The sequence below is a fragment of the Bacillus sp. FJAT-50079 genome, from assembly GCF_018343515.1.
In the GTDB taxonomy this organism is placed as follows: domain Bacteria; phylum Bacillota; class Bacilli; order Bacillales; family Bacillaceae_C; genus Lederbergia.
Genome location: NZ_JAGYPD010000003.1, coordinates 159,062 through 184,409 on the forward strand (window position 1 = coordinate 159,062; position 25,348 = coordinate 184,409).

General features: G+C 37.5%; 23 protein-coding genes. 15 read left to right on the forward strand and 8 right to left on the reverse strand.

Translation table 11 applies throughout. The features are described from left to right. Position 1 precedes the first annotated feature (1 nt). Genes KHA95_RS08475 through KHA95_RS08485 form a run of 3 tightly spaced genes read left to right on the forward strand, consistent with a single transcriptional unit; the run spans position 2 to position 3,074 of the window. Positions 2-1,162 (forward strand): N-acetylglucosamine-6-phosphate deacetylase, encoded by a 1,161-nt coding sequence (locus KHA95_RS08475; RefSeq protein WP_213137074.1) that lies wholly within the window; start codon positions 2-4, stop codon positions 1,160-1,162. Further along, on the forward strand, positions 1,137-1,916 hold the full coding sequence (locus KHA95_RS08480; RefSeq protein WP_249316727.1) for a sugar isomerase domain-containing protein: 780 nt from the start codon (positions 1,137-1,139) through the stop codon (positions 1,914-1,916). Before KHA95_RS08475 ends, KHA95_RS08480 begins: the two co-directional genes overlap by 26 nt. Before the next feature lie 24 nt (positions 1,917-1,940). Continuing rightward, the gene (locus tag KHA95_RS08485; RefSeq protein ID WP_213137075.1) at positions 1,941-3,074 is read left to right on the forward strand and encodes an ROK family protein; all 1,134 of its coding nucleotides are present in this window, start codon (positions 1,941-1,943) and stop codon (positions 3,072-3,074) included. A gap of 254 nt (positions 3,075-3,328) precedes the next feature. On the opposite strand, the gene KHA95_RS08490 is transcribed toward KHA95_RS08485, so the two are convergent. Then, entirely contained in the window at positions 3,329-3,490 is a 162-nt protein-coding gene (locus tag KHA95_RS08490; protein WP_213137076.1) for an MgtC/SapB family protein, read from the reverse strand. 75 nt (positions 3,491-3,565) lie between these two features. Here KHA95_RS08490 and KHA95_RS08495 point away from each other — a divergent pair, with 75 nt between their 5' ends. From KHA95_RS08495 to KHA95_RS08510, 4 genes are all read left to right on the forward strand, one after another. Beyond that, complete coding sequence (locus KHA95_RS08495; RefSeq protein WP_213137077.1) at positions 3,566-4,225, forward strand: hypothetical protein; 660 nt, start codon at positions 3,566-3,568, stop codon at positions 4,223-4,225. Between the two features lie 213 nt (positions 4,226-4,438). Beyond that, complete coding sequence (locus tag KHA95_RS08500) at positions 4,439-5,569, forward strand: CAP domain-containing protein (protein ID WP_283248143.1); 1,131 nt, start codon at positions 4,439-4,441, stop codon at positions 5,567-5,569. Positions 5,570-6,287: 718 nt separating this feature from the next. After that, positions 6,288-7,049, forward strand: a complete 762-nt coding sequence (locus KHA95_RS08505; RefSeq protein WP_213137079.1) for a sugar phosphate isomerase/epimerase family protein — start codon at positions 6,288-6,290, stop codon at positions 7,047-7,049. A 52-nt stretch (positions 7,050-7,101) separates the two neighbouring features. Continuing rightward, on the forward strand, positions 7,102-7,251 hold the full coding sequence (locus tag KHA95_RS08510) for a hypothetical protein (RefSeq protein ID WP_213137080.1): 150 nt from the start codon (positions 7,102-7,104) through the stop codon (positions 7,249-7,251). Positions 7,252-7,449: 198 nt separating this feature from the next. Here KHA95_RS08510 and KHA95_RS08515 read toward each other — a convergent pair whose 3' ends face one another. From KHA95_RS08515 to KHA95_RS08540, 6 genes are all read right to left on the reverse strand, one after another. Then, positions 7,450-8,412 carry a transketolase family protein gene (locus KHA95_RS08515; RefSeq protein ID WP_213137081.1) on the reverse strand — a complete coding sequence of 321 codons (963 nt, stop codon included), beginning with the start codon at positions 8,410-8,412 and terminating at the stop codon, positions 7,450-7,452. Continuing rightward, positions 8,409-9,260: a transketolase gene (locus KHA95_RS08520; RefSeq protein WP_213137082.1), complete on the reverse strand. Its 852-nt coding sequence runs from the start codon at positions 9,258-9,260 to the stop codon at positions 8,409-8,411. Before KHA95_RS08520 ends, KHA95_RS08515 begins: the two co-directional genes overlap by 4 nt. A 10-nt stretch (positions 9,261-9,270) precedes the next feature. Next, a complete protein-coding gene (locus tag KHA95_RS08525; protein ID WP_213137083.1) occupies positions 9,271-10,644 on the reverse strand; it encodes a PTS ascorbate transporter subunit IIC in 1,374 nt (457 codons plus the stop codon). 18 nt (positions 10,645-10,662) lie between these two features. After that, complete coding sequence (locus tag KHA95_RS08530) at positions 10,663-10,947, reverse strand: PTS sugar transporter subunit IIB (protein WP_213137084.1); 285 nt, start codon at positions 10,945-10,947, stop codon at positions 10,663-10,665. 55 nt (positions 10,948-11,002) lie between these two features. Beyond that, complete coding sequence (locus KHA95_RS08535) at positions 11,003-13,051, reverse strand: BglG family transcription antiterminator (RefSeq protein WP_213137085.1); 2,049 nt, start codon at positions 13,049-13,051, stop codon at positions 11,003-11,005. 235 nt (positions 13,052-13,286) lie between these two features. Further along, positions 13,287-14,330: a LacI family DNA-binding transcriptional regulator gene (locus tag KHA95_RS08540; RefSeq protein ID WP_213137086.1), complete on the reverse strand. Its 1,044-nt coding sequence runs from the start codon at positions 14,328-14,330 to the stop codon at positions 13,287-13,289. 459 nt (positions 14,331-14,789) lie between these two features. Between KHA95_RS08540 and KHA95_RS08545 the strand changes: the two genes are divergently transcribed. The 7 genes from KHA95_RS08545 (at position 14,790) to KHA95_RS08575 (ending at position 22,910) form a co-directional block, all read left to right on the forward strand. Next, positions 14,790-15,836 (forward strand): sugar ABC transporter substrate-binding protein, encoded by a 1,047-nt coding sequence (locus tag KHA95_RS08545; protein WP_213137087.1) that lies wholly within the window; start codon positions 14,790-14,792, stop codon positions 15,834-15,836. Positions 15,837-15,906: 70 nt separating this feature from the next. Then, positions 15,907-17,439 carry a sugar ABC transporter ATP-binding protein gene (locus tag KHA95_RS08550; protein ID WP_213137088.1) on the forward strand — a complete coding sequence of 511 codons (1,533 nt, stop codon included), beginning with the start codon at positions 15,907-15,909 and terminating at the stop codon, positions 17,437-17,439. A gap of 2 nt (positions 17,440-17,441) precedes the next feature. Further along, positions 17,442-18,419 (forward strand): ABC transporter permease, encoded by a 978-nt coding sequence (locus tag KHA95_RS08555; protein ID WP_349305453.1) that lies wholly within the window; start codon positions 17,442-17,444, stop codon positions 18,417-18,419. Positions 18,420-18,446: 27 nt separating this feature from the next. Further along, on the forward strand, positions 18,447-19,277 hold the full coding sequence (locus KHA95_RS08560; protein WP_213137089.1) for a transketolase: 831 nt from the start codon (positions 18,447-18,449) through the stop codon (positions 19,275-19,277). Next, a complete protein-coding gene (locus KHA95_RS08565) occupies positions 19,274-20,242 on the forward strand; it encodes a transketolase family protein (RefSeq protein ID WP_213137090.1) in 969 nt (322 codons plus the stop codon). The genes KHA95_RS08560 and KHA95_RS08565 overlap by 4 nt, the downstream gene beginning before the upstream one ends. 9 nt (positions 20,243-20,251) lie before the next feature. Further along, positions 20,252-21,763, forward strand: coding sequence for a glycerol kinase GlpK (gene glpK, locus KHA95_RS08570; RefSeq protein ID WP_213137091.1), 1,512 nt, complete (start codon positions 20,252-20,254; stop codon positions 21,761-21,763). A gap of 31 nt (positions 21,764-21,794) precedes the next feature. After that, on the forward strand, positions 21,795-22,910 hold the full coding sequence (locus KHA95_RS08575) for an alcohol dehydrogenase catalytic domain-containing protein (RefSeq protein ID WP_481748431.1): 1,116 nt from the start codon (positions 21,795-21,797) through the stop codon (positions 22,908-22,910). A gap of 545 nt (positions 22,911-23,455) precedes the next feature. On the opposite strand, the gene KHA95_RS08580 is transcribed toward KHA95_RS08575, so the two are convergent. Continuing rightward, positions 23,456-24,064: a YitT family protein gene (locus KHA95_RS08580; protein WP_249316729.1), complete on the reverse strand. Its 609-nt coding sequence runs from the start codon at positions 24,062-24,064 to the stop codon at positions 23,456-23,458. 395 nt (positions 24,065-24,459) lie between these two features. On the opposite strand from KHA95_RS08580, the gene KHA95_RS08585 reads away from it, so the two are divergent. After that, positions 24,460-25,278 (forward strand): sugar phosphate isomerase/epimerase family protein, encoded by an 819-nt coding sequence (locus KHA95_RS08585; RefSeq protein WP_213137092.1) that lies wholly within the window; start codon positions 24,460-24,462, stop codon positions 25,276-25,278. The last annotated feature ends 70 nt before the right edge of the window (positions 25,279-25,348 follow it).

Genomic DNA, 25,348 nt, shown 5'->3' on the forward strand with positions numbered 1-25,348 from the left:
TATGTTGGCAATCGAAGGCATACATTATGAAACGGGGGAATTTATAAAAGTTGTCGTAAAAGATGACAATATACATTCTATCCATAAATTAACCGGTGATTGTAAAAATGCAAAATATATTATCGCACCGGGCTTAGTAGATATACAGATCAATGGCTTTATGGGAATTGATTTTAATAAGGATCCATTAAATCGTGAAGAATGGCAAAAGGTTATATACCATCTATCTAAGATAGGAGTGACTACTTTTTATCCGACGATCATTACAAATTCGTATAAACATTTAGCGTATATATTCGAAGAGAATATGAAAATACTTGCAAATGATTTTGTCGATTCTAATATGATTGGCGGATTTCATCTAGAAGGACCTTATATTTCAAAGGAAGATGGGCCAAGGGGGGCACATGATAAAGAATTTGTTCGAGCACCTAATTGGAATGAATTTTGTGAATTACAAGAAAAGGCGCAAGGGATGATTAAAATAATTACGCTATCTCCCGAGTGGGATGGAGCGATTGATTTTATAAAAAAGGCGACAAACAGCGGGATTAAGGTTGCCCTAGGTCATACAGCTGCCGAATCAAAACAAATAAGGGAAGCGGTAAAAGCGGGAGCGATATTATCGACTCATTTAGGAAATGGAGCACATTCGTTTTTACCTAGGCATCCAAACTATATATGGGATCAATTAGCGGAGGAACAATTATGGACTTCAGTCATTGCGGACGGCCTCCATTTGCCTGAAAATGTTTTAAAAGTTATTGAAGGATTAAAAAATGAAAAAATGGTTCTTATTAGCGATAGTGTGGCTTTAGCTGGAATGGAATCAGGGGATTATACTACATCAGTAGGTGGAGAGGTTACATTAACAAAAGATGGAAGATTATTATTAAAGGATAATCCTCGTTTACTGGCTGGATCGGTAAAAAGTGTGTTTCAAGGTGTTCAACATCTTGTAAGTAAAAATATATGCGGGTTAGCTGAATCCATTCATAAGGCATCTATTTATCCGGCGAAATTAATGGGGCTTCCGCAAAGAAAAGGGATAAATATAGGAGCTAAAGCAGATTTCATTTTATTTGGAATGGATACTGCTAACTGGCAAATCATCGAAACGTATAAAAATGGAAAACTTGTTTATCAGAAAGGAAGTGTTTAAAATCGAATTAATGATCCAATATTACGAGGAAATCAACCACTACTTAAAAGAGATCATCGATACAGAAAAAGAAAAAATTAAAGAGGCTGCAAAATTAGTTGCAGACCAAATTAAAAAAGATCGAATTTTTTATGTCTACGGACCTGGAGGACATTCTAATCTCGCTTCACAGGAAGTATTTTTTAGGGCAGGCGGGCTAATGCATGCAAGTGCTATTTTAGATGAAGGCACATTGCTAAGCAGTGGAGCCTTACGCTCTATGGCGATAGAACGGACACCAGGGTACGGTAGGATTGTGATTGATAATTATCATTTAGAGCAAGGTAGTTTACTCATGATTGTGAATGCTTATGGAATCAATGCCGCGACAATTGATGCCGCGCTTGAAGCAAAAGAACGGGGAGTTAAGACAATTGGAATAAGCTCAGTAGAACATGCTGAACAGACACCTATTGATCATCCAGCAAGGCATCCGTCGAAAAAGAATTTGCATGATATTGTAGATATGAGTATCGACTCAAAAGTTAAAGTAGGGGATGCCATTTTGGAAATAGATGGTCAGGAACAAAAGGTTGGTGCCATGTCTACATTTGTAAATGCATTCATTTTAAATTCAATTACAATTGAAACGACATCCCTACTTGCTAGGGAAAATATACAACCCCCGATTTGGAAAAGTGGAAATGCAACTGGTGGCGATGAATGGAATAATCAATTTATTCATCGTTTTAAAGGTAAGATTAAGAATTTATAGCAAAGGTGAACAGGAGTGTATATCTTGTCCAAGGGAACAGGGATACTAAGAGAACAAAATAAAAGAAAAGTATTATCTCTAATACGTCAGTTGAAAAAAACATCTAGGCAAGATTTAGTTAAATATATGAATGTAAGCAAGAATACAGTTTCTTTAATTGTGGATGAATTTATAAATGATCAAATTTTAAAGGAAGTGGGATTTAAAGAGCCGGGAACAAAAGGACGACCTAAAGTAATCATAGAAATAAACAAAGAAGGCTATAAATCAATCGGTCTTGAGATCACCAAAAAAGGCATCGAGTATTCAGTCATCAACTATTATAGCGAATTAATAGAAAAAGAAGTTATCCCATTCGATTCGATCGATCCAACGGCGACAAAGAAAAAAGTGTTTGCATTAATAGAAACATTATTGGAAAAATATGACCAAGTGTTAGGTATTGGTATAGGTGTTCCAGGAATTGTCGATACCGAGAAAAATATCGTGTATAAATCCACTCATTTAGGCTGGGAAAATGTATCTTTTCAAGAAGAATGCAGCCAATTAAGTAGAAAGGTCATTATACAAAATAGTGTAAATATGGGTGCGTTATGTGCAAATGAAAAAGAGGGAAACTATGTAAAGGGAAGTTCATTTTATGTAAGAGTTAGAGAGGGTGTCGGTGGCGCCTCAATTATTGATAATCATATTATAAGCGGTGGCAGCTGGACAGCAGGTGAAATCGGTCATATATCGATTGATCAAAATGGAGTACAATGCGATTGTGGACAAAGGGGCTGCCTAGAACAACTTATTAGTGTAAGTTCACTTAGTAAAGAACTAATAAATAAAGGATATTCTCTAGAAGGCGAGATTGATTGGAATGGAGACTATATTCATTTTCAAGAATTCAAAGATATTATGAAAACATTTGGTTCCTATTTAGGCAAAGCGCTTGTGCTAATTATCCATTTAATGAATCCTGATGAAATATTAATTGATACCCCATATAACGGTCACAAGGAGTTTTCTAGCGCTTGCCTAGACTATATAAAGCAACACGCATTGGAATTCCCCTACCAACAAACAAGAATCATTTTTGGAGAAGAACGTTATAGTATGAGCAAGGGAGCAGCTTTGGCTGTTATATTGGATTATGAGAGGGGGGTTTTTTAAGAAGTCCTCTGAGGAATTTAATCTAGATCTAATCCATACAGGAAGGGAAAGATTTTTATCTTAGAAAGCTAGCTTTCTAAGATAAAAAGCAAAGGCAAATTTGATAAAGCTTTAAAGACAATAGTAGATTTTTTATTTACACTCCGGGTTTTCAGTAAGTAAAAAAGACTAAGATATGGAATCTGATATAAAGCAGAGCCCATATCTTAGTCTTTTCTTGTAATTATTATAGAGACTCTCCGCTCCAATCCTTCTCATTTCAATTTTATAACGATCACTTCTCGAATTAGGAAAGGGAGAAAACTAACTGTACTAACAATTAATATGAACCCGCAAGCTACTTTCATATAATCACCTGTCCCAATCGCAATACCAAAACCTGATGCCGCCCATACGATTGCTGCATGTGATTTCATAAAATCACTTTGATTAAATAGTCTATCATTTGTATACTTAATAGAAGAATATGGCATATTTTATCAAAGGATGGAATGAAACTAGTAAGTGAGGTGAAGCGATTGTACTCGAAAAAGGCCCCGATCATAGTAGTTACTCTCATTGTCTGTGTCATTGTGTTTGTTGTTGGCAGTAATTTTTATTGGAAAAAGCGTTTGACTGAAAATGTGTCCAACACAAAAGTAGAAAATGGTAAATATGTAGACTTACATAAGGGAAAGGAATTGGCGGGAGAACTATATAAGAAAGTTCCAATCTTAGAGATTGAAGATGACGTTGATGAGGTAGAAGAGGAAGTGGTCGAGGATCAGGTTACGGAACAGGCAGTGCCTGTAAACACGACACCACAAACGAACAATCAATCGACGACTGGCACTCAGAGCAGGACCAGCTCCCAAAATCAATCAAATAAAAGTTCGGGAACGAAAGGAAGAGGAGATTCTAATCGCCAGCCATCTGATAAAGTGAATCAACCATCGTATACTCCACCGGCACCGCCGGTAACAGAAACAGAGGTAGAGGAACCAAGCAAAAAACCGCCTGCTCCTCCAAAGGAAACAGAAGAACCAAAGGTGCCAGAGTCACCAGATTCTAAAGAGCCACAGCCTAGTGAAGGTCAGGGAAATGGCGCTGGAGACGATGAGAAAAATTCAAATACCCCAGAGAATCCGGAGGAAGCAGTAGGGGGAGAATGATCGTACTTGAACGGAAAAATATGCTTTCTTATAAAAGCCAAAATATCGCTGAATGAGTAATTCGAAGATATTCTTGGCTTATATTTTTTGCTTGTCTTTTTTTATGTACCTAAAATATGGAACAAGTGGTTGACTATGCCTATATAAATTTTTATGTTCCACATGTTATAATGGAGGACTAATTAGCCTTATAACGAAAATAGGTGAATGATATTGAAACGATTTCTATTTGTTGTTTGTCTTATTTTGGTAGCGTATTTGTCGAAGTCGGTTTGGCTTCCATATATTCATAAAGGCGAGCTTAACTCTAAAATTATGGAAATAAAGGATCATCCTAATGTAACTGCGGCTGTGGATTCATTTACGGAAACAGTGGGGACGATTGTCGAACAATTCGAGCGCTTTTTAAACGATGTGCAAAACAAGCAAGAAGAACAAAATCATGTGAAAAGCCCGATTTTAAGCAACCCAACAAATCAAATGTTTGCTATTTATAATATTGAGATTGGGACTTCAAAGAATGAGATTGAACAAAGGATTGGTGTTCCAAAACGTGTGACGGAAAATGAGTATGGAGTAAAATGGCACACATACCATGAAGGTTATCATCATTTTGTTATGGTTTCATATGATGCAGATGATCGAGTGAATGGATTGTACACAAATCAAGATTTAATTTCATCCGCGTCAGGAATTAAATTAGGAAGTACAAAAGATGATGTTCTAGCTAATCTTGGAAGCCCGCTAACGAAAATGCGAAAGGGAATGATCTATTATCAATTACCAGATAATGGGGAAAGTCAAGTTTTTCAAGTAGATAATAGTTATATTACCGTCTTTTATGATAAACATGAACATGATGTAGTTACCGCCCTTCAAGTGATTCGGAAGGATTTAGAGGAACAGAGAAATACTTTGTATTCCCAACCAAACCCACAGTTGAAAGAAGGGTTCGAATATCAGTTATTTGACTTAACAAATGCAACGAGAGTGAACCATCAATTAAATGTGCTTGAATGGGATGACGTTGTAAAGGAAACGGCTAGAAAGCATAGTCTTGATATGGCAGAAAATCATTATTTTGATCATGTGAACTTACAGGGAAAGTCACCTTTCGATAGAATGGAAGAAGATCATATTTCTTTTAGGGTGGCAGGGGAAAACTTAGCATACGGTCAATTTAGTAGCATTTTTGCACATGAAGGGTTAATGAATTCTTTAGGACATAGAGAAAACATTTTAAAGCCTGATTATACTATTCTTGGGATTGGTGTGGCATTTAATGATGAATACCAGCCATATTACACGGAAAACTTTATTAATAAAGGGTTCATTGCCAGATAAACCTCAGGATCTATTTTTAGATCCTGGGGTTTACTATTTCCCGGGAAACAAAAACTGACAAGCTTTTTGTTAGTAAATGAAGCAAGTTATGTCGAATCAAGATGATTGGTATATCTAATTAAAATTTCTTGTTTTTCTATATAGTTATTTAAACTGAGTTGCAATTCTGATAATAGGTATTTATACTTCTATGTAATTGATTGCAAAGGAAGTGGAGGAGGTTTACAGACCGTCAAGATGATAGATAGAATTGTCTCGCGAAGTCCTTAGGAAGTTAGAGAAGCATCAAGGATGAAAGTGTTACGTAGGATTGATTAATTAAATTATCAGTCCAATGTTTTAGCTCTTCCGTTAAAGGAAAATAAACCGAATTCGATTTTAGCTGTTGTAACGAATCTTATGAATGTCATTTTACTACAAGATATTAATCGTATTGGGAAAACGGAGAGTCAAAATAATTACCGTATAGTCCTAGACAATTAAAACAAAGAGATTGGTAAAGAGTATGTTTTTATTTACGCATTGATTACAAGACTCTGAATAAATTAGTGATAAAGTATGCAATTTTGCTTGTGCCTGAATATGATGAAGCATTAAATACGAATGGGGTCACGATTGATAAAGTAGTAAAAGAGTGACAGAGCACTTGCTTCAAAAAAGATCATAGGAATGTTCTCAGTCATTTTTTTAAAAAAGATTGCATTCTAAGGAGGCTAATATGAGTACACCACGCATTGCTGTTCAAATGTACACATTACGAAAAGAAATGAAGCAAGATTTTCAAGGAACATTAAAAGAAATAGCTAAACTAGGTTTTGATGGTGTCGAACTAGCCGGCTATGGAGGATTAACGGCAATTGGATTAAGGGATACATTGCATGATCTAGGGTTAAAAGTAGCTGCTAATCATGTGCCGTTAGCTGATTTAGAAAATAAATTGGATGAAGTCATTGAATATCAAAAAATTCTAGGAAACTCTCATATCGTTTGCCCAATTCTACCAGAGGATCGGCAATTTGAAGAAGATTACGAGGAGTTAATTAAAACATTGAATGATGTCGGTGAAAAATGTGCTCAAGCAGGAATAACGTTATCGTATCATAACCATGATTTTGAGCTAGTTCCGTTAAAGGATGGAAGGAAGCCGCTAAGCCGAATTCTTGATGAAACAAATCCTGAATGGGTGAAGGCGGAGTTTGATGTGTATTGGCTGACGAAAGCCGGAGAAGATCCAGTAGAGTGGTTAAAGGCTTATGAAGGAAGAACTCCACTCATTCACTTGAAGGATATGACAACAGATGGAGAGCAATTTTTTGCAGAGCTAGGAGCAGGTGGAGTCGATTTGCAGCGCATCTTTGCTCAATTGGAAAAATCCCAAGTTGAATGGTGGATCATTGAGCAAGACCAGTGCCGTCAATCACCTTTTAAGAGTGTTGCTAAAAGCTTGCAGTACTTGAAAAATAAAAAAGTAAACATATAAAGGATGGGATGCGTTATAAGCAGTGTTTGGATTTTGAAGTGGGGGAGGGTTTGTGAGATGGAGAGCGGATACGGAAGGCCGGTATCCATTGTTAAATGCTGCTTTTGATATTGCGGGGAAGAATATCGCAGACGAAAGCAGCTTAGTAGAAGCGATAAATGCTGGGATTGGGTTGATAGACAAGAGGAAAAGGACTCAATAAAAAGCGGGTTAATTTTGATGAAGATAATGGTAACCTTTGTTTAACATTACAGATAATGATTCTTTCAACATAAGGTTGTAAAATAAAGCAGTGCTTATCCAATCGGATTTAATACATTTTCGCAACTATATTTAGTTACTCGATGACAAGAAGGTTGAACCGTACCTTCTTGTCATCTTGCCTGATGCATAAATGTCTTTATTTTTTTCTCAACAATTCCCGCGCAGTCTCAACGATTTCATTCGCAGTTAAGCCATAGTAATTCTTCAAATATTCGGTAAGGCCCACTTGCCCAAACTTTTCACGAACGCCCAATCGTTTTATTGGAACTGGATATATTTCTGATAATGTTTCTGCAACGGCACTGCCAAGTCCGCCGATAACGTTATGGTTTTCAATGGTGATGATGTTACCCGTTTGTTTTGCTGCTTTGACAAGAAGGTCAGCATCTATCGGCTTAATCGAGTACATGTCGATCACCATCGCATCGATTCCTCGTTTTTTTAATTCGTTGGCAGCTTTTATTGCCTCGCTCACCATCAAACCGGATGCAACAAGGGCAATATCGTTCCCATTTCGCAGCATTTTTCCTTTGCCTTTTGGAAAAGATTCTCCTTCCTCATAGAGTTTTACTGCATTTTTTCGAATCGTTCGAATGTAATGGATGCCGTATTCCTCGTATGATTGTTGTAAGAGTGCTTTCAACATCGTGCTATCGCTCGCTTCATATACGGTTGCTTGGGGAATAAGCCGAACTAAGCCTAAATCTTCAAAAGACATATGGGTTCCACCATTATGTTCCGCTGTTATCCCTGCATCTGACCCGAGAATTTTTACATTAAGCTGAGCGTAGGCACAGGAAACAAATAATTGATCAAACGCTCGTCTTGTAGCAAATTGTGCGAATGTATGAACAAAAGGAATTCGCCCCGTTAAGGAAAGTCCGGCGGCAATTCCCATCATATTTGCTTCCATAATCCCACAGTTAATGATCTGATCGGGAATTTTTGCTTGAATTTTATTGGTCGATATGGCACTCATTAAGTCGGCTTCTAAGGCGATGACATTAGGGTCAGCTTGTGCCAATGCTAATATCGTTTCTGCATATGCCTGCCGCATCTCAAGTGGATCCTTTTCAAGCAATATTTCTGTCTGGCTCATAACGATCCCTCCTTAGACGCCACAATTTTTTCCAACTGAGCAATGGCTGCTTCAATCGCTTCCTTATCTTCCTGATTAGGGCGAAGATGGTGGTTATCCGCTTTTTCCTCAAGAAAGGGCACACCTTGACCTTTCATCGTATCTAATATGATCGCGACGGGTTTTTCATTTTGTTGCATCCCATTCAATATCGCTTTACGTATCGCTAGCAGATCACCGCCATCAACATGGACAGCTTTGAAGCCGAATGAATTGAATTTTTCAGCCAAATCGAATGGATTACATATATCTATTGTACGTCCGTCTAATTGCTTTTTATTATCATCGACTAATACAAAAAGTTTGGATAATTGATGATGCGCGGCAAACTGAATCGCTTCCCAGCATTGGCCCTCGTTTAATTCGCCATCACCAACAATGGTATACGTGTAGGCCTCTTTATTGGCTAGCTTATTTGCTAATGCGACTCCAGTAGCAACGGAAATGCCTTGTCCTAGTGAGCCAGTCGTCATTTCAACGCCAGGTGTTAAATTACGATCAGGATGAGAAGGGAGCTTTGTTCCATTTTGATTCAATGTGTAAAGCCAATCATGATCGATGAAGCCTTTTACTGCTAGTGTTGCATATAAGGCAGGACCACCATGCCCCTTTGATAAAATAAAATAATCACGGCCAGGATCATGAGGGTTCTGAGGATCGACCCTCAGAACCTCTCCATATAGGACGGCAAGTGCTTCAACGATCGAGAGGCTGCCACCATAATGACCGAAGCCTAAATGATATAGTTCTTTTAAAGTACAAAGCCTGATTTGATCTCTGAAGTGGGTAAGCTCTGCTAAGTTAGTCAAGTGTATCCTCCTATGCAGATATATTTGTTCGGTCTATGGATTGTTTTTTACGAATGATGCTCCATATAATCGGAATAAGAACAGCGATAATAACGATGATTGTTACTCCGACAGCGCCAAGATAATGAGCTGCATTTCCTAGGAAAATACCAGATGCTGCAAAGTCAGTGTCCGAGAACGTTGTATTTGCAAATCCTAAATCCCCTAGAACCGGCATAAGGAAAACAGGGAGGAAAGTAATGATTAATCCATTTGCAAATGAACCGAGTGTGGCTCCTCTTATTCCACCAGTGGCATTGCCGAATACTCCGGCTGTTGCACCTGTAAAGAAATGTGGCACAACTCCCGGTAAAATGATAATTGCCCCGAAAGCACCAAGTAGGAACATTCCGACAATTCCACCTAGAAAGCTAGAGAAGAATCCGATCAGAACAGCGTTTGGTGCATAAGGAAAAACAATCGGACAATCAAGAGCTGGCTTGGCATCTGGAACGAGTTTACTAGAAATCCCTTTAAAGGCAGGAACAATTTCCGCCAATACAAGTCTAACTCCGGATAAAATAACGAACACACCAGCTGCAAATGTAACGGCTTGTATAACAGAATAAACGAGATAATGAGTGCCGCCACTTAACTCACTTTCTATAAAGCTAGGACCTGTAAACAAGGCAACAATGACATAGAGGAGCGTCATCGTCAGAGCGATACTGACTGAACTATCCCGTAAAAACGCCAAGCCTTTTGGAAAGTTGATGTCTTCAGTGGATTTGGATTTTTTACCCACAGCTTTCCCAATCAATCCTGATAGTGCATATCCGATTGTACTAAAGTGTCCAAAAGCAACTTGATCGGTTCCGATAATTTTTTTCATAAATGGCTGGGCCATGGCAGGGAAGATCGCCATAATTAGACCAAGTGCAAGGGAACCAATCAGGATAAGCATAAATCCATCCAAACCAGCTACAACGAGAATCACAGCAATCATACAAGCCATATATAGCGTATGATGCCCCGTTAAAAAGATATATTTTAAGTTGGTAAACCGAGCGATCAGAATATTTGCTAGCATACCAAAAAACATGATTAAAGCTGTTGTTGAACCGAACTTGCTTAAGGCCATTGCGACAATTGCTTCGTTGTTTGGCACGACTCCATTTACATTAAAGGCTTGCTCAAACATTTTACCGAAAGGCTCTAATGAACCAACGAGGATACCTGCACCGGCAGCAATCACGATGAATCCTAAAAAAGATTTAGTCGTACCTTTAATAACCTCACTCGCAGGCTTTTTTTGAATCATCAGCCCAATAAAGGAAATAAGTGCAATTAAAACAGCAGGCTGGCTCAAAATATCCATGAATAATACTAATGTTTTATTAAGCATTTGCCATCAACCTCGCTTTCATAATTTTCCAAGCTCGGATAATTTTTTCCTCAATTTATCGATTAATTCCTGTCTGTCAATGATACTGTCGAGAATGACTGTCCGTTCTGTTAAACCTAATGCTCCTTCAGCAATGTCTTTACCCATTACGAAGAAATCGGCCATATCCGGTGTGGCTGAACTTAAATCGGAATGCTCAACCGTTATTCCATCTACTCCTAATTCTTGTAATACTTCTTGAATATTCATCGAAAGCATAAAACTGCTACCTAAACCAGATCCGCACACTGCAAGTATTTTCATTAATTATTCCTCCTATAAATTATTATTTTTTAAAAAAGTTACAACTCAACTAGTTTTATAGAACGGAGTATTCTGCAACAAGATTAAGAATCTCTTTTTTTGTCCTCGCCTCCTTTAATTGTCCCAGTTTTTCGGGATTACTTAATAATTTTGTCAACTGAGCTAATGCCTTTAAATGGGTTTGATTATCAATAGCAGCTAAGCAAATAAATATCTTTACTCGATTAGCCTCATTATTTAATAAATGTACAGGCTCATTTAGTTTTAATATGCTCATCCCTAACTGATTCACGCCATTTTCAGGGCGAGCATGGGGGATGGCAACTTCCTTTCCAACGATCACGTATGGGCCGAGCTTTTCAATGTTTGCTATCATTGCTTCTATATAAACTTCTGTAACAGAGCCATTTAAAAGAAGGGGCTCGGCAGATTTAGCAATTGCATCCTTCCAGTCATTGATCTTTTCTTCGAATTGAATATTTTCTTCTATTATTAAATCTTTTAACACAGGTTGCTTCCTCCTAGTTATCGATTTGCTATTTTCAAATAGAGCATTTTGCAATGCTTTTTTCAGTAATTCAGGTTGCTTAATATCAGCATGCTGGCGGATAATTTTTATTAATTCGTCCGATGTTGGGTAATGAAAAACTTGCTGGAATGTCGTCCCTTTTACAGCTCGGACAAGCTCTATTTTTTCGATTTCATTCATAAGCGGCTTAATGATAAATAATGGCTTTTTTGTTTTTAGGAAGACAGTAGAAAATACGAGATCATATTCGGCTTCATCTAGATGTTGAAAGTCAATTGAAGAAAGAGATGACGTCCAAAGAAATTGCGGAAAAAGTGACTTTAATTGATTTTCTAACATTAAGCTCGAGCTAACTCCGTTTGGACAAACGATCAGTGCTCTGTAAACTTTACTATGAAGCTCGTTATCTTGTTTGATCAGACCTCCAAAATGAAGCGTAAGGAATCCAACTTCATCTTCAGGAATTTTAATATTGAGTATGTCTTCGATTGGCTTTAATACTTCTTGTACGACAGTAAATAAGTCATATTGTTCTTTTTTTATATCTAAAAGTAAGGAGTTTGTAATCGGAATTTTAAAAAGCATACGATAGTAAGCCGGTTTGAAATGCAAATATAATGTTTCAATGGCTTTACTTTTATCAAGAAGCTGAATGCAAGCATAACGTTCAAAGCCATTAACAATTTGTTCCGTAATAGTAAGAAGTGTATCTGTACTTGAAGGGGTAATCTTGCCCTGGCATATACCAAGTAGCTGGATCGTCAGAAAAGCCACTTCTTCGGATCGAGTCGAGAGTCCTAATCGTTCCTGAATCAATTTGGCAACAGTGAATATCTCTTGCTTTTCTAAAAAATGGACGGTATCAGCATAGATGGATACCCATTTTTTCTGTTGCTGGCGAATATGAAGCATTTGAAGCAAATAAATGAATTCAACCATTCTTTCCTCGATATACACAAGTGAATATTGCTGTTCAAATTCCTTTAATACTTGTTGATAATGATCAAAGTGATCTTTAAGTTGTTGTTGATGAAAGATAAACTTAAACGTTTCTTCAGCATGTGGCTTAATCGTCAGTAGAGAAATCGCTTTAAGCATCAGATTTCGCTTGTCTTCTTCTACTCCTTTTAAATGGTATCCTTGCTCCCGCGTGTAGCGAATGTTAACCCTAAAGTCGGTACAAAACTGATTAACACGCTTCACATCTGCGCTTACCGTATTTTTGCTAATTCCCAATGTACTTTGGAAATGAAAATTAGAAATAGGCTCGCGCCGGATAAAAGTGTAAAGCAAAATAATGATCATGCGATCTTCTTGATCGAACGATAAATGCTTAGCGGCAAAATCAGTGCCATTCATTTTGTAAAAGTCCACGACTTCAGTTGGAATATGGATGAGATCATTAGAGATTCGAAGAGGCGGCAGGCTTTTGCTGTTTAATAAATAATTAATTTTCTCCAAATCATATTGCAATTGTCGCTCAGATAAATTGACCTTTTTCATAAACAAATGAAGCTGTTTCGGTTGCACCCTCATGAGCTGAAAAAATGTATTTAAACTTCTACTCTCTAACATGACAAGATCCTCCTCTACATCAATCATAATAGGTAACGCTTACATTTAGTACTTCGTTTTGGCACAATCATTGTGCGCTTTTTCCTCCTTGTTTGGGATGAGGGAAGAAGTATGCAGTTACGTTTTGAGACCAATTTAAAAGCCCCGTTACCATTCTGGATACGGGGCCATTTTGTAATATTTATCTTTAGACGGTCATTTTCGTTTATCAAAGATGGAAAGCTTCTAGGCAATCCTATTTTTTAATCTCTCTGCACGAATTCCTTTCAACTACCTCTGTATCAACGCTTATCTTCACTTTTTTACTTGAAGGATCATTCATTAATTCAATGATTCGATCAACTGCAAGGGAAGCGATACGTTCTTTTGGAACGTGAATGGAAGTGAGCTCAGGACTAATAATTTTTGCCTCCTGTATATCATCAAACCCAATAATTGACACTTCCTCAGGAATTTTTACGCCAAGTTCTGTCAAACTCTTTACGAGACTGATTGCGATATAGTCTGATTCACAAAATAGTGCGGTTGGAAGGTCGTGTCTGCGCTTTACTATTTCATTTTTAAATTGTTCCTGGGATGTAAGGACTGTTGGGAACATATTAAAATAATCATTTTTAGCGACATCTAGATTTTTTTCTTTTAGTGCGGTTAGGAACCCTTCTTTTCTAACTTCGAAGTTTCGGATTCTAACGGTTGATTGAACGTAGCCAATTCTAGTATGGCCAAGCTTAATAAAATGATTAGCAGCTTGGTATGCCCCTAAAAAGCTATTCATATTAACAAAATCCACGCTCAGCATATCAAAAGTTGTATCTAGGACGACAATATTAGGGAGATGTTTCGCAATATATGCAATTTGTTCTTTTGTTAAATCCGTACCCAATAAGATGATTCCATTTCCTTCATTGGCCTTGCTGAATTGTTTAATTTCCTCGTATAAATGGTCTAAGTTAATCGTCGATAGCATGAGCGAGTACCCTTTGGAAGATAAATCTGAACCAATATGTCTAATTAGCTCAGTAAAAAAAGGCAGTGTTTCAAATTGCTCGATTACGATCCCCGGATTTGTACAGGCAACGAAGTTAACGATCTTTTTCTTCGGTTGGGGACCTATGTAATCCTGTGAGGATGATTTATGGATGTACCCTTGATCTTGAACGATTTTTAATATTCTTTCTCGTGTTTTCGGGCTGATGCCTGGTTTATTATTTAGAGCTAATGATACGGAAGAAATAGATACATTAGCTAATTGAGCAATATCTTTAATCGTTAATGTCATTTTTTTCACCTTTCTATATAGAGAGCTAGTTTATGTATTAAATGATTTACGTTTGATTCGTCTATGTGTATCCATTATAACGTTTACAAAAGATAACTAAAACAATAATGGTTATTTTAGTTGTTTTTAAATCAGTTTGAAAAGCAAAGTAAAGAAGAAATGTAATTGAATCTCTAATAATGAATTTAACTAGGTTTTTTTATATCATAGCACATTTTTAATTTAATTTTAGTGATTTAACTAAAATTTTATTAAAAAAGTAGTTGACCTATACTGTTTTTTGTTTTATAGTTTTGTCCAAGGGCATTTGTCTTAATTTTCTTACTCTAGAAAGGAGTTGGTAATAATTACATAAATCCGAATTGAAAGCGTTTTTCTACTATGTTGCTAAATTTACTGTATTTTTATATTGCTTTATTAAAATTTTATTAAATAAACAAATATAAGGGGGAGTAATTTATGAAAAGAATGTTATTTTTAGTAACTGTTTTTTTGTTGGTATTTACATTAGTTGGTTGTAAGGCCGGGGAGAAAGCTGCCAGCTCGAATAAAAATAATGAAGGCAATACGAAGGTAGAAGGTAAAACAATTGAAATTGCGTGGATTGGTAAAACACTTAATAACCCTTGGTGGATTTCGGTTGCGGATATTGCTAAACGTGAAGCTGAACATTTAGGTGTTAATTTGGAAATTTCAATTCCTCAGGAAGAGGTCGACCTAGAGAAACAAGTATCGATTGTGGAACAAGCGATTCAAAAAGGGTCAGATGCGATTGTCATTTCAGCAGCCAGCTCTGATGGAATTTTACCTGCTTTGGAAAAAGCGCGTAATGCCGGTATAAAAATAGTCAATTTTGATACGAGAATTAGCGATCCGAACCTCTATGACGCATATGTCGGTGCTGATGATGTAGAAGGAGCGTATAAAGCAGGGAAATATATTGCGGAACAATTGGGTGGTAAAGGCAAAGTAGGTTTAATAACAGGATTGTTGGCTCAATCAACAGGAGTTGATAGAAAGGAAGGTTTCCTGAAAGCGATTTCTGAATATCCGGACATTGAAGTTGTAGCAGAAGCAAGTGCTGATTGGCGTTCAGACCTTGCGGCGGATGTGACGACAAATATGTTAACAGCAAACCCAGATATTGATGCAATTTTTGCGAGTAATGATCAGATGGCGGTAGGGATGGTCAATTCAGCCCAAGCAGCTAACAAGGCGGACGACCTTATTTTAGTTGGATATGATGGTATTCTCGATTCCGTAAACTTAGTTCTTAAAGGTTCGTTAGATGCATTTGTCGCTCTGCCAAATATAGATGAGGGTGCAATGGGACCAAGAATTGCAACGGCACTTGTGTTAAATCCAGATTACAAGTTTGAGAGAGAATTGATTTACCCTACGACTCTAGTAACACAAGAATATGTTGAGGGCTTAACAGATCAAACAATCTATGAGTACGCAGCGGAGCGCTTTCCTTTAATAGGTGTGACGGATAAAGGTTATTAAGTTAGCTGTGGAGACTAAAGGAGCGAATCTGATCTTTTAGTCTCAACTGTTATTTGTGAGGAGGGTGAATATGAGCGTGAACGATAATGCTCCTTTATTGCAATTCAAACATATATCAAAGCAGTATCCAGGAGTAAAAGCTGTTGATAATGTCTCGTTTTCTGCTAATGGTGGAGAGGTTATTGCTTTGATGGGGATTAATGGAGCGGGAAAATCAACGTTAATGAAAATTTTAAGTGGCGCTGAAACACGGGATTCAGGTGAGATCCTCATTGCTGGAGAGTCGTTGCCAAAGAAGTATACGCCGATTGAAGCAAGGGATTATGGGGTTGGAATCATTTATCAAGAATTGAGTGTTTTATCAGAATTAACGGTTGGAGAAAACATTTATTTAACGAATGAATTTTTAAAGATAAAATTTCCGCCGGTGATTGATTACAAAAAGATTTATAGTGAAGCGCAGAAGCAATTGGCGAAATTAGATGCGAATTTTATCAACGTCAAAGATAAAGTAGCGAACTTAGCGCTCGCTGAAAAGCAAATGGTTGAAATTGCTAAGGCATTAGCGATCGATTGCAAAATTTTAATTATGGACGAGCCTACGACTTCCCTTACAAAGGAAGAAACCGATCAATTATTTGCTGTTATTCATTCGTTGAAGAAACAAGGTGTGTGTATTTTATACATATCACACCGAATGGATGAGATTTTTGAAGTGTGTGATAAGGCGGTTGTCATGAGAGATGGAAAATATATTGAAACGTTAAATATTAATGAGATCGATCATGATCAGTTAGTTGAATCAATGACAGGACAAACCTTTCAAAAGAAAAGAAGAGAATTGGAACATCACGGAAGCCCACCGTCTGACAGGAAAAAACTTTTCCAAGTGAAAAAATTGTCCGACAAAAAGTTTATTAAAGATATTTCTTTTCATGTATATGAAAATGAAGTATTAGGAATTGGCGGCTTAATCGGGTCAAAGCGGACGGAAATGGCAAGGATGATCTTTGGGGCTGACAGTGGGGCAGATGGAGAAGTGATAATGGAAGGGGAAAAACTTAATCTCCGTTCACCCGCTGAAGCGATACAAAGTGGAATCGGTTACTTAAGTGAAAATCGTAAGGAGGATGGATTGAATTTAGGTCGCTCCATTCAAGAGAATATTATTTTAACAGATATGAAATCTGTTAGTAAAAAGCAAGTGATGAGCCAAAAAAGAATTGCGGAAGTATTTAATAAATATGCAACTGGAATGGGAATCAAGGGAAAAGCGAACACGACAGTTGGTAACTTAAGCGGGGGAAACCAACAAAAAGTAGCGATTGCAAAATGGTTACATGCAGGCTGCAGGCTGATTATGTTTGATGAACCAACCCGTGGTGTGGACGTGGCTGCCAAAGCGGAAATTTATAAGATGATTCAAGAATTCGCAAAAAACGGGAATGGGGCAATTGTTATCTCTTCGGAGGTTGAAGAACTAGTAGATGTATGTGATCGGGTATTGATTATGTCTAAAGGTGAAATTACACACGAACTACAATCAAATGAAATTACACATGATAATATTTTAGCGCGTATCACCTCGAAAGGAAGGAACTGAAAGTGAATATAGAAATGGCAGAAAACCAAACGATTGGATTTAAGATTAAAAAACAGCTTTTGGGCGGGCTCGGCATCTTTGTAGGATTATTCCTTCTGTTGACTATCTTTTCCATGCTGTCGTCAGTATTTTTTACATCCGGAAACTTACAAAATATATTAATTCAATCAGCGACGAATGCAATCATTGCTGCTGGCATGACGTTTGTTATTATCGCTGGCGAAATTGATTTATCTGTGGGCTCAATTCTAGCTTTAACATCGATTGTAAGTGCGGAGATTATGCTTTCAACTGGAAGTCTATTGTTGGGAATTATTGTTGCTTTAGTACTTGGAACAATATTAGGTGCTTTAAATGGTTTGTTTGTTGCTTATATGGGATTCCCGGCTTTTATCGTAACATTGGCAACGATGTGGCTCTTTAGAGGAAGTGCATACGTTCTATCTGACGGTCAAGCGATTGTAGGTCTTCCAGAAGGATTAAGAGTTCTTTCCTCCGGCAGCTTTCTTATGATTCCAAATATCGTTTGGGTCATGATTATTACATATGTGCTTTGCTATATCTTACTTGCTAAATTAACGATCGGTAGAAAAATTTATGCAACAGGTGATAACCAAGAATCAGCACGGCTATCAGGGATTAATGTAAAGGCGATTAAAATATTAGTCTTTTCCCTCTCTGGTTTTCTAACATCCGTTGCAGGAGTCGTCTTGATGGCACGTCTTAACTCGGCGCAGCCTGTTGCTGGTACATCATTCGAATTAACGGCGATAGCTGCGGCAGTAATTGGCGGAACAAGCCTGACAAAAGGTGGCGTTGGAGGAATTGTAGGAACATTGGTTGGAGCTGTTTTTATCGCTTCTTTATTAAATGGATTAGTCGTCATTAATGTATCTGCATTTTGGCAACAGGTTATTATGGGAATTGTTATTTTAGTTGCGGTTGGCATTGACAAATATAGAAAAAAATTCTCGATGTAAAAATTTCACCAAAGGGGAGGAATCATAATGACGGAAATTACTCGGTTAAAAAGAAAGGCCATACAAATTCGAATGGATTTAATGAAAATGATTTACGAGGCTGGTGCGGGGCATACTGGCGGATCGCTTTCAAATACAGATATTTTAACTGCTCTTTACTATAAAGTGATGAATATTGATCCTGCGAATCCGAGCTGGGAAGATCGCGATCGCTATATTCAAAGTAAAGGGCATTCGGTTGAATCGTTCTGGGCTGTCCTAGCTGATAAGGGATTCTTCCCGAAAGAAGAATTGGAGACTTTTTCACAATTTAACTCGCGATTGATCGGTCATCCAAATAATGAGGTACCAGGTGTTGAAATGAATACGGGTGCATTAGGTCATGGGTTATCGATTTCAGTAGGTATGGCATTGGCGGCAAAAATGGATGGAAAAACATATAAAGTATATACACTTATGGGCGATGGGGAACAAGCGGAAGGTTCAGTTTGGGAAGCAGCCATGTCTGCCTCCCAATACAAGCTTGATAATTTAGTAGCCATCATTGATCGAAATCGTTTGCAAATTACGGGCTGTACGGAAGATGTAATGGGGATTGAGCCGTTAGCTGATAAATGGAGAAGTTTTGGCTGGGAAGTGGTTGAAGTTGATGGAAACGATATGGAACAGCTTGTTCACATTTTTGAAAATTCACCGCTCGAAACAGGGAAGCCAACGATGATTATTGCAAATACAGTGAAGGGGAAAGGGATTTCAATTTCTGAAAATCAAGCGGGCTGGCATCATCGTGTCCCGACGAAGGAAGAATACGATTTGGCAATGAAGGAACTATCTGAACAAATGGAGGGGTTAATATGAGACATGTTGCAGTTAAAACATCAGTACCTAATAAGATTGCAAACCGTCAAGTGATTAGTGACACATTGATGAAGTTAGGAAAGCGCGACCGAGATATTCTCGTTTTAACGAGTGATTCAAGAGGCTCAGCATCAATGGTCCAATTTGGGGAACAATTGCCAGAACAAATAGTTGAAGTAGGAATTGCCGAACAAAATATTGTTGGAATTGCGGCTGGATTAGCGCATTCTGGAAAAAAGGCATTTGTCGCCTCGCCGGCTTGCTTTTTAAGTATGAGAGCAATTGAGCAAATAAAGGTAGATGTAGCCTATTCAAAAACAAATGTAAAACTTATCGGCATTAGCGGCGGGATTAGCTATGGTGCATTGGGGATGTCGCATCACTCTGTGCAAGATTTAGCGGTTACACGGGCAATCCCGGGTTTGGATGTCATGATGCCAGCAGATCGACATGAAGCGAAAAAAATGATCGAAGCTTTAGTTGATTATGATCGACCTGTCTATATGCGGATTGGACGTAACCCAGTAGAGGATTCTTATGTTTCTGACGAGTATGATTTTCAAATTGGCGAAGCGGTAACGATGAAAGAAGGTGATGATCTGGCGATTATTGCTAGTGGAGAAACCGTACGAATTGCACTAGATTCTGCCGTCGCATTAGAAGAACAAGGAATTAATGCCAGAGTGATTAATATTCATACGATTAAACCATTAGATAAAGAAACGATTATTAAAGCGGCAGTAGAAACGGGCAAAATAATCACGATTGAAGAACATAGTATATACGGTGGCTTAGGTGCGGCAGTATCCGAAGTTGTTTCGCAAACACATCCGGTACCGATTAAGATTTTAGGAATACCAGATGAGCCCGCGGTCGCTGGAAAAACAGATGAGGTTTTTGAATACTACGGAATTAGTGTTGAAAATGTAAAAAAAGTAGCTACTGAACTGTTATCGAACGAATGAGGTGGCGTGATGCGTAAAGAATATATTCTTGCGGTTGATCAAAGTACAACAGGCACAAAAGTACAGCTTGTGAATAAAAAGGGCCAAATGATCGTAAAAGATTCTTTGGAACACCAGCAATATTATCCAAGACCTGGCTGGGTTGAACACGATCCATTGGAAATCTATCGGAATGTGAAAACCTTGTTAATGAAATTAGTTGCGACCGCACCGATTGATGTGAAAGAAATCATTTCTTTATCTATTACGAATCAAAGGGAAACCATCGTAGTCTGGGATAGACAAACGGGGTTACCCGTACATAATGCCATTGTATGGCAATGTCGGCGAACGGCTGATCTATGTACTGAAATGAAACAACTAGGGACGGAAGAACTTATTAAATCAAAAACTGGTTTAACGCTAGATCCTTATTTTTCGGCAACGAAGGTGAAATGGATCCTAGATCATGTAAAAGGGGCTCGTGAGAAAGCGATCAAAGGTGATCTTTTACTTGGCACAATGGATAGTTGGCTTGTTTGGAAGTTAACGAATGGGAAAGCACATAGTACGGATTATACAAATGCAAGCCGAACGATGCTTTTTAATATATATGAGTTAACTTGGGATAACGAACTTCTTAATCTATTTAATATTCCGGCAAGTATGCTGCCTGATGTTCGATTTTCTAATGAACCATTCGGATATTCTGAAGATCTTGATGGCATTTTTCTACCAATTAGCGGGATCATTGGTGATTCACATGGTGCACTAGTAGGGCAAATGTGCTTTGGTGAAGGAATGGTTAAAGCGACATTTGGTACTGGATCTTCACTCATGATGAATACAGGTAAAACACCTATTCGAACGGAAAAAGGCTTAATGACCACGATTGCCTATGCATACGACGGACATGTTTATTATGCGTTGGAAGGGGTCATTCATAGCACAGGCGATACGCTAAAATGGTTGAAAGATAATTTAGGGCTATTTGATTCTTTCGCCGAAGCTGAAAGAATGGCGACATCGATTAAAGATAACGAAGGCGTGTATATTATTCCATCGTTTTCGGGTTTAGGTGCCCCGTATTGGAACCCGTATACAAAAGCAGCCATTATGGGAATGACTCGACGGACAAATAAAAATCATCTTGTTCGAGCTGGAATGGAAAGTATTGTTTACCAAATCAAAGACATTATTGAGCTTATGTACGCAGAAGCGGGCATTACGATGAAAGAATTAAGGGTTGATGGTGGACCAACAACAAATGCGTTTTTGATGCAGTTTTTAGCAGATATTATAGATCTGGATATTGTCAAAACAAACATTCCAGAGCTTTCATCGATGGGAGCTGTTTATTTAGCTGGATTGGCTACGGGATTATGGGAAGATATCATTCATATAAAAGAACTAAATTATTCCAAATATACATTCACCCGAATGATGGATAAACAAAAAGGGCGTAAATATTATCAAGATTGGAAATCTACGATCACTCAAGTGATTAATCACTCTGACACTAGAGATGGATTGTTAATATAAATAGTCTGGGGGAAAGACAATGGAGAAAAATATGATGACGGTAGTTGTAGAAAATGAACAAAAGACGATAGAAAAAGGTATGATGACGGCGCTCGTTGCACATGGTCCAAAAGATTACCGCTTAGAAGAAAGAAAAAAGCCAAAAGCGGGAAAAGAAGAGGTGATTGTAAAGATTAAAGCTTGTGGGATTTGTGCAAGTGACATTAAATGCATGAACGGAGCGGGCATGTATTGGGGAGATGAATTCAATCCACAATGGGTTAAAGCACCAGTCATCCCCGGACATGAATTTTTTGGAGAAGTGGTTGAATTAGGTGAAGGAGCCGCGGAAAAACATGGAGTCCAAATTGGAGACTGGGCAATAGCCGAACAAATTCTGCCATGTGAAAAATGCCGCTATTGCAAGAGTGGACAGTATTGGATGTGTGAAGTCCATGATATGTTTGGCTTCCAAAAGGATATTGCTGATGGCGGCATGGCTGAATACATGAAATACCCGAGCAATGCTCGAGTGCATAAAATCCCTAAAAGCATTTCCTTGGAAGCAGCATCGATGATTGAACCATTGGCATGCGGAATTCATACAGTACAAAGAGCAAAAATAGATCTAGAAGATACAGTTGTCATTGCTGGGGCTGGTCCCATTGGTTTATTTATGGTTCAAGTAGCACGCTTAAAAACACCAAAAAAATTAATCGTTTTAGACATGAAGAATGATCGCTTAGAGCTAGCCAAAAAATACGGAGCGGATGTCGTGATTAATCCGGGAGAAGATGATGCGATTAAGCAAGTAATGGACTTAACGGACGGTTACGGATGTGATGTATATATAGAAGCAACAGGACATCCATCCGCCGTAACTCAAGGATTAAAAATGATTCGAAAACTAGGTAGATTTGTAGAGTTTAGTGTATTTGGTGAACCAACAACCGCAGATTGGAGTGTGATTGGCGATCGCAAAGAACTAGATATTTTAGGTGCTCATATTAGCCCATACACCTACCCGATCGCCATTGATTTACTAGAACGCGGATTGGTAGATGTTGAAAATATCGTCACGCATAGTTATCCCCTGTCTGAATTTGAGGAAGCGTTTAAAGTTTCGGCAAGGGGGGAAGAAACGATCAAGGTGATTTTGAAGCCTTAGATATTGCGTAGAAACGTAACTATAATCAATGTTCAATTCATGTAAAGTTTAGTAGTAGTTTCTATTAGGAGGTCTGATCTAAAAAACGAAATTAATTCAAGCGTTTTCTGTGAGTTAAGAGGACCTTCAGTTGACCAATCTAATAATCGGTATTTTTGTCTTTGAGATATGACTGCCACCATTTTTAGTTATGGAAAGCAACTATACTATTTTTCAGAATGAAAAATATATTACCTCATTTAATATATTGTAGCTAAAGTAAAATGAACATGAACCAGGAAAACTGGTAAAGTTGTTGAATGCAAAACATTTGCTTTCGGCAACTTTTTTTATTTATGGTACAGAATTTAATATATTAAATTGAAACTTTCGCAAAGATATCGTTTTTCACCTATTTGATGTAATCAGGTAATAAGGCAAAGTAAGCAGAGTGGGATATGTTTATTTCTTTTATGCTTACTTATCCACTTAATAATATTACCCTAATGAATACATCCTGATAAATTGTTGTTTTATTACTTGAATTCACCTGTTTATTAAAGTTATTAAAGAGGTTGATTTAACTTATCTCTTCTGTCAATGTACCGCTTAAAAGGATTCGGTAAGTTTTTCGTAATGTCTATCATTCTTCCCATAATAAGGGAGGCGATGAACGTGTAAATAGCTGTCATCATATCCATCAATATAGCTCCTAAGAAAAGTACAAAAAAGTCAAAGACAATGTGAACTGTTCCCATCTTAATTTGAGGAAAACGTAGTTGAATTAGTCGAGCCAGTAGTCCTACGCCACCACTTGTTAGCTCTTGGCGAAATATTAATCCCGTGCCAAAACCTAAAAGTATACCTCCGATTACAATGCCAAACCATAAAGAGGGCTGTACTATGTTACGTAATGGAGACAAAAGATCAAGAAATAAAGAAAAGATGCCAGCCACAATAATTGTTTTGAAAACGAAGGATCTTCCTATATGTTTCCATGCCATAAGAAATAGCGGAACATTCAATAGAAATACAACCAACCCAACACTTACTCCGAAGGTATAGTGGGCAAGTACGCCAAGGCCCGGGAAGGCCACGCTAAATAGTTGTATAGGAATAAAAGCTACATTTACAGCGAAAGCCATAATTAAACAACCGATTATTGAAATAATCATATAGAGTATGCTCACTCTTTCTTCATTAGTATATCTATCATAATGTTGATACAAATCAAATCTTAATATAACACATAATTTGAAAGTAAATAAACTTATTGCAAAAAAACACTTGAATTTGAAATGACATATGTAAAAACATGAAGGTAAACAATTGTGTTTGAAAATTTAATTTTAGTATTAGTGTCAAAAAATAAAGGGAAATATAAATTTTTGTAAGTTGAATTAATAGAATTTAAATATAAATGATAATAAAAGTCAATAAAAATTAAAAAATACACTTGCGAAGGCGACGACTTTGGTTTATATTTATCTTAGATCTTAGATGTATCTATCTTTTTTCTTTGCTTTGAGATCTAAGATAGATCGCTAGAAATAATATAAGGAGATCTAAAATGAAAACTGGTCTAAGTACATATGCGTTTTTTTGGAAGTTTAATTCTCTTGAAAAAGATTCAGAATCATTGCTTTCTTTGGCTGAGATGATTGAGGAGACAAAAAGACTAGGTGGTGAAGTTTTTCAGATCTGTGATTATCCAATTTTAGAAGAGATGAGCGAAGAGGAACTAATCAATGTAAAAACCCTTGCACACAGACTTGGGATTGAAATTGAATTAGGCACACGAGGAGTTCATCCGAAACATTTAAGGAAGTATTTAGACTACTGTAAATTATTCGAGGCAAAAGTTTTGCGAACGATGATCAATGATAAACAATATACTCCTTCAATAGAGCAGGCTGTTGCTTGGATTGAAGAGGTTTTACCACTGTACGTTGAGGCTGAAGTATCGATTGCACTAGAAAACTATGAGCAAGTGCAAACGGATGATTTACTTACCCTAGTTCAAAGATTTGATCATCAGAATATTGGAATTTGCTTGGATCCTGCTAATTCTGTCGCTGCTTTAGAAATGCCAAAAGATGTTATTAAAAAACTGGCTCCCTATGTTATTTCGCTACATGTAAAAGATTTTGTTTTTACACGAAAAGAAGGGTGGATTGGATTCTCTTATATCGGTTGTCCACTCGGAGAAGGGCAGTTAGACCTTGAATTTCTGCTACAAAGCTTACGTCAGGCAGGAAGAAGTCCGAATGCGATTATCGAGTTATGGTTACCTTTCACGAAAACAAGAGAACAAACGAATAGGCTTGAAAACGAATGGATTATAAAGAGTATGGCATATTTACAAACCTTTCTAACAAATAAATATTGAAATTTATCTAGAGAATTATTGAAGATAGTGATGGCGTAAGGAAATTCTAAAGTAGTTATTTTTATGAAAG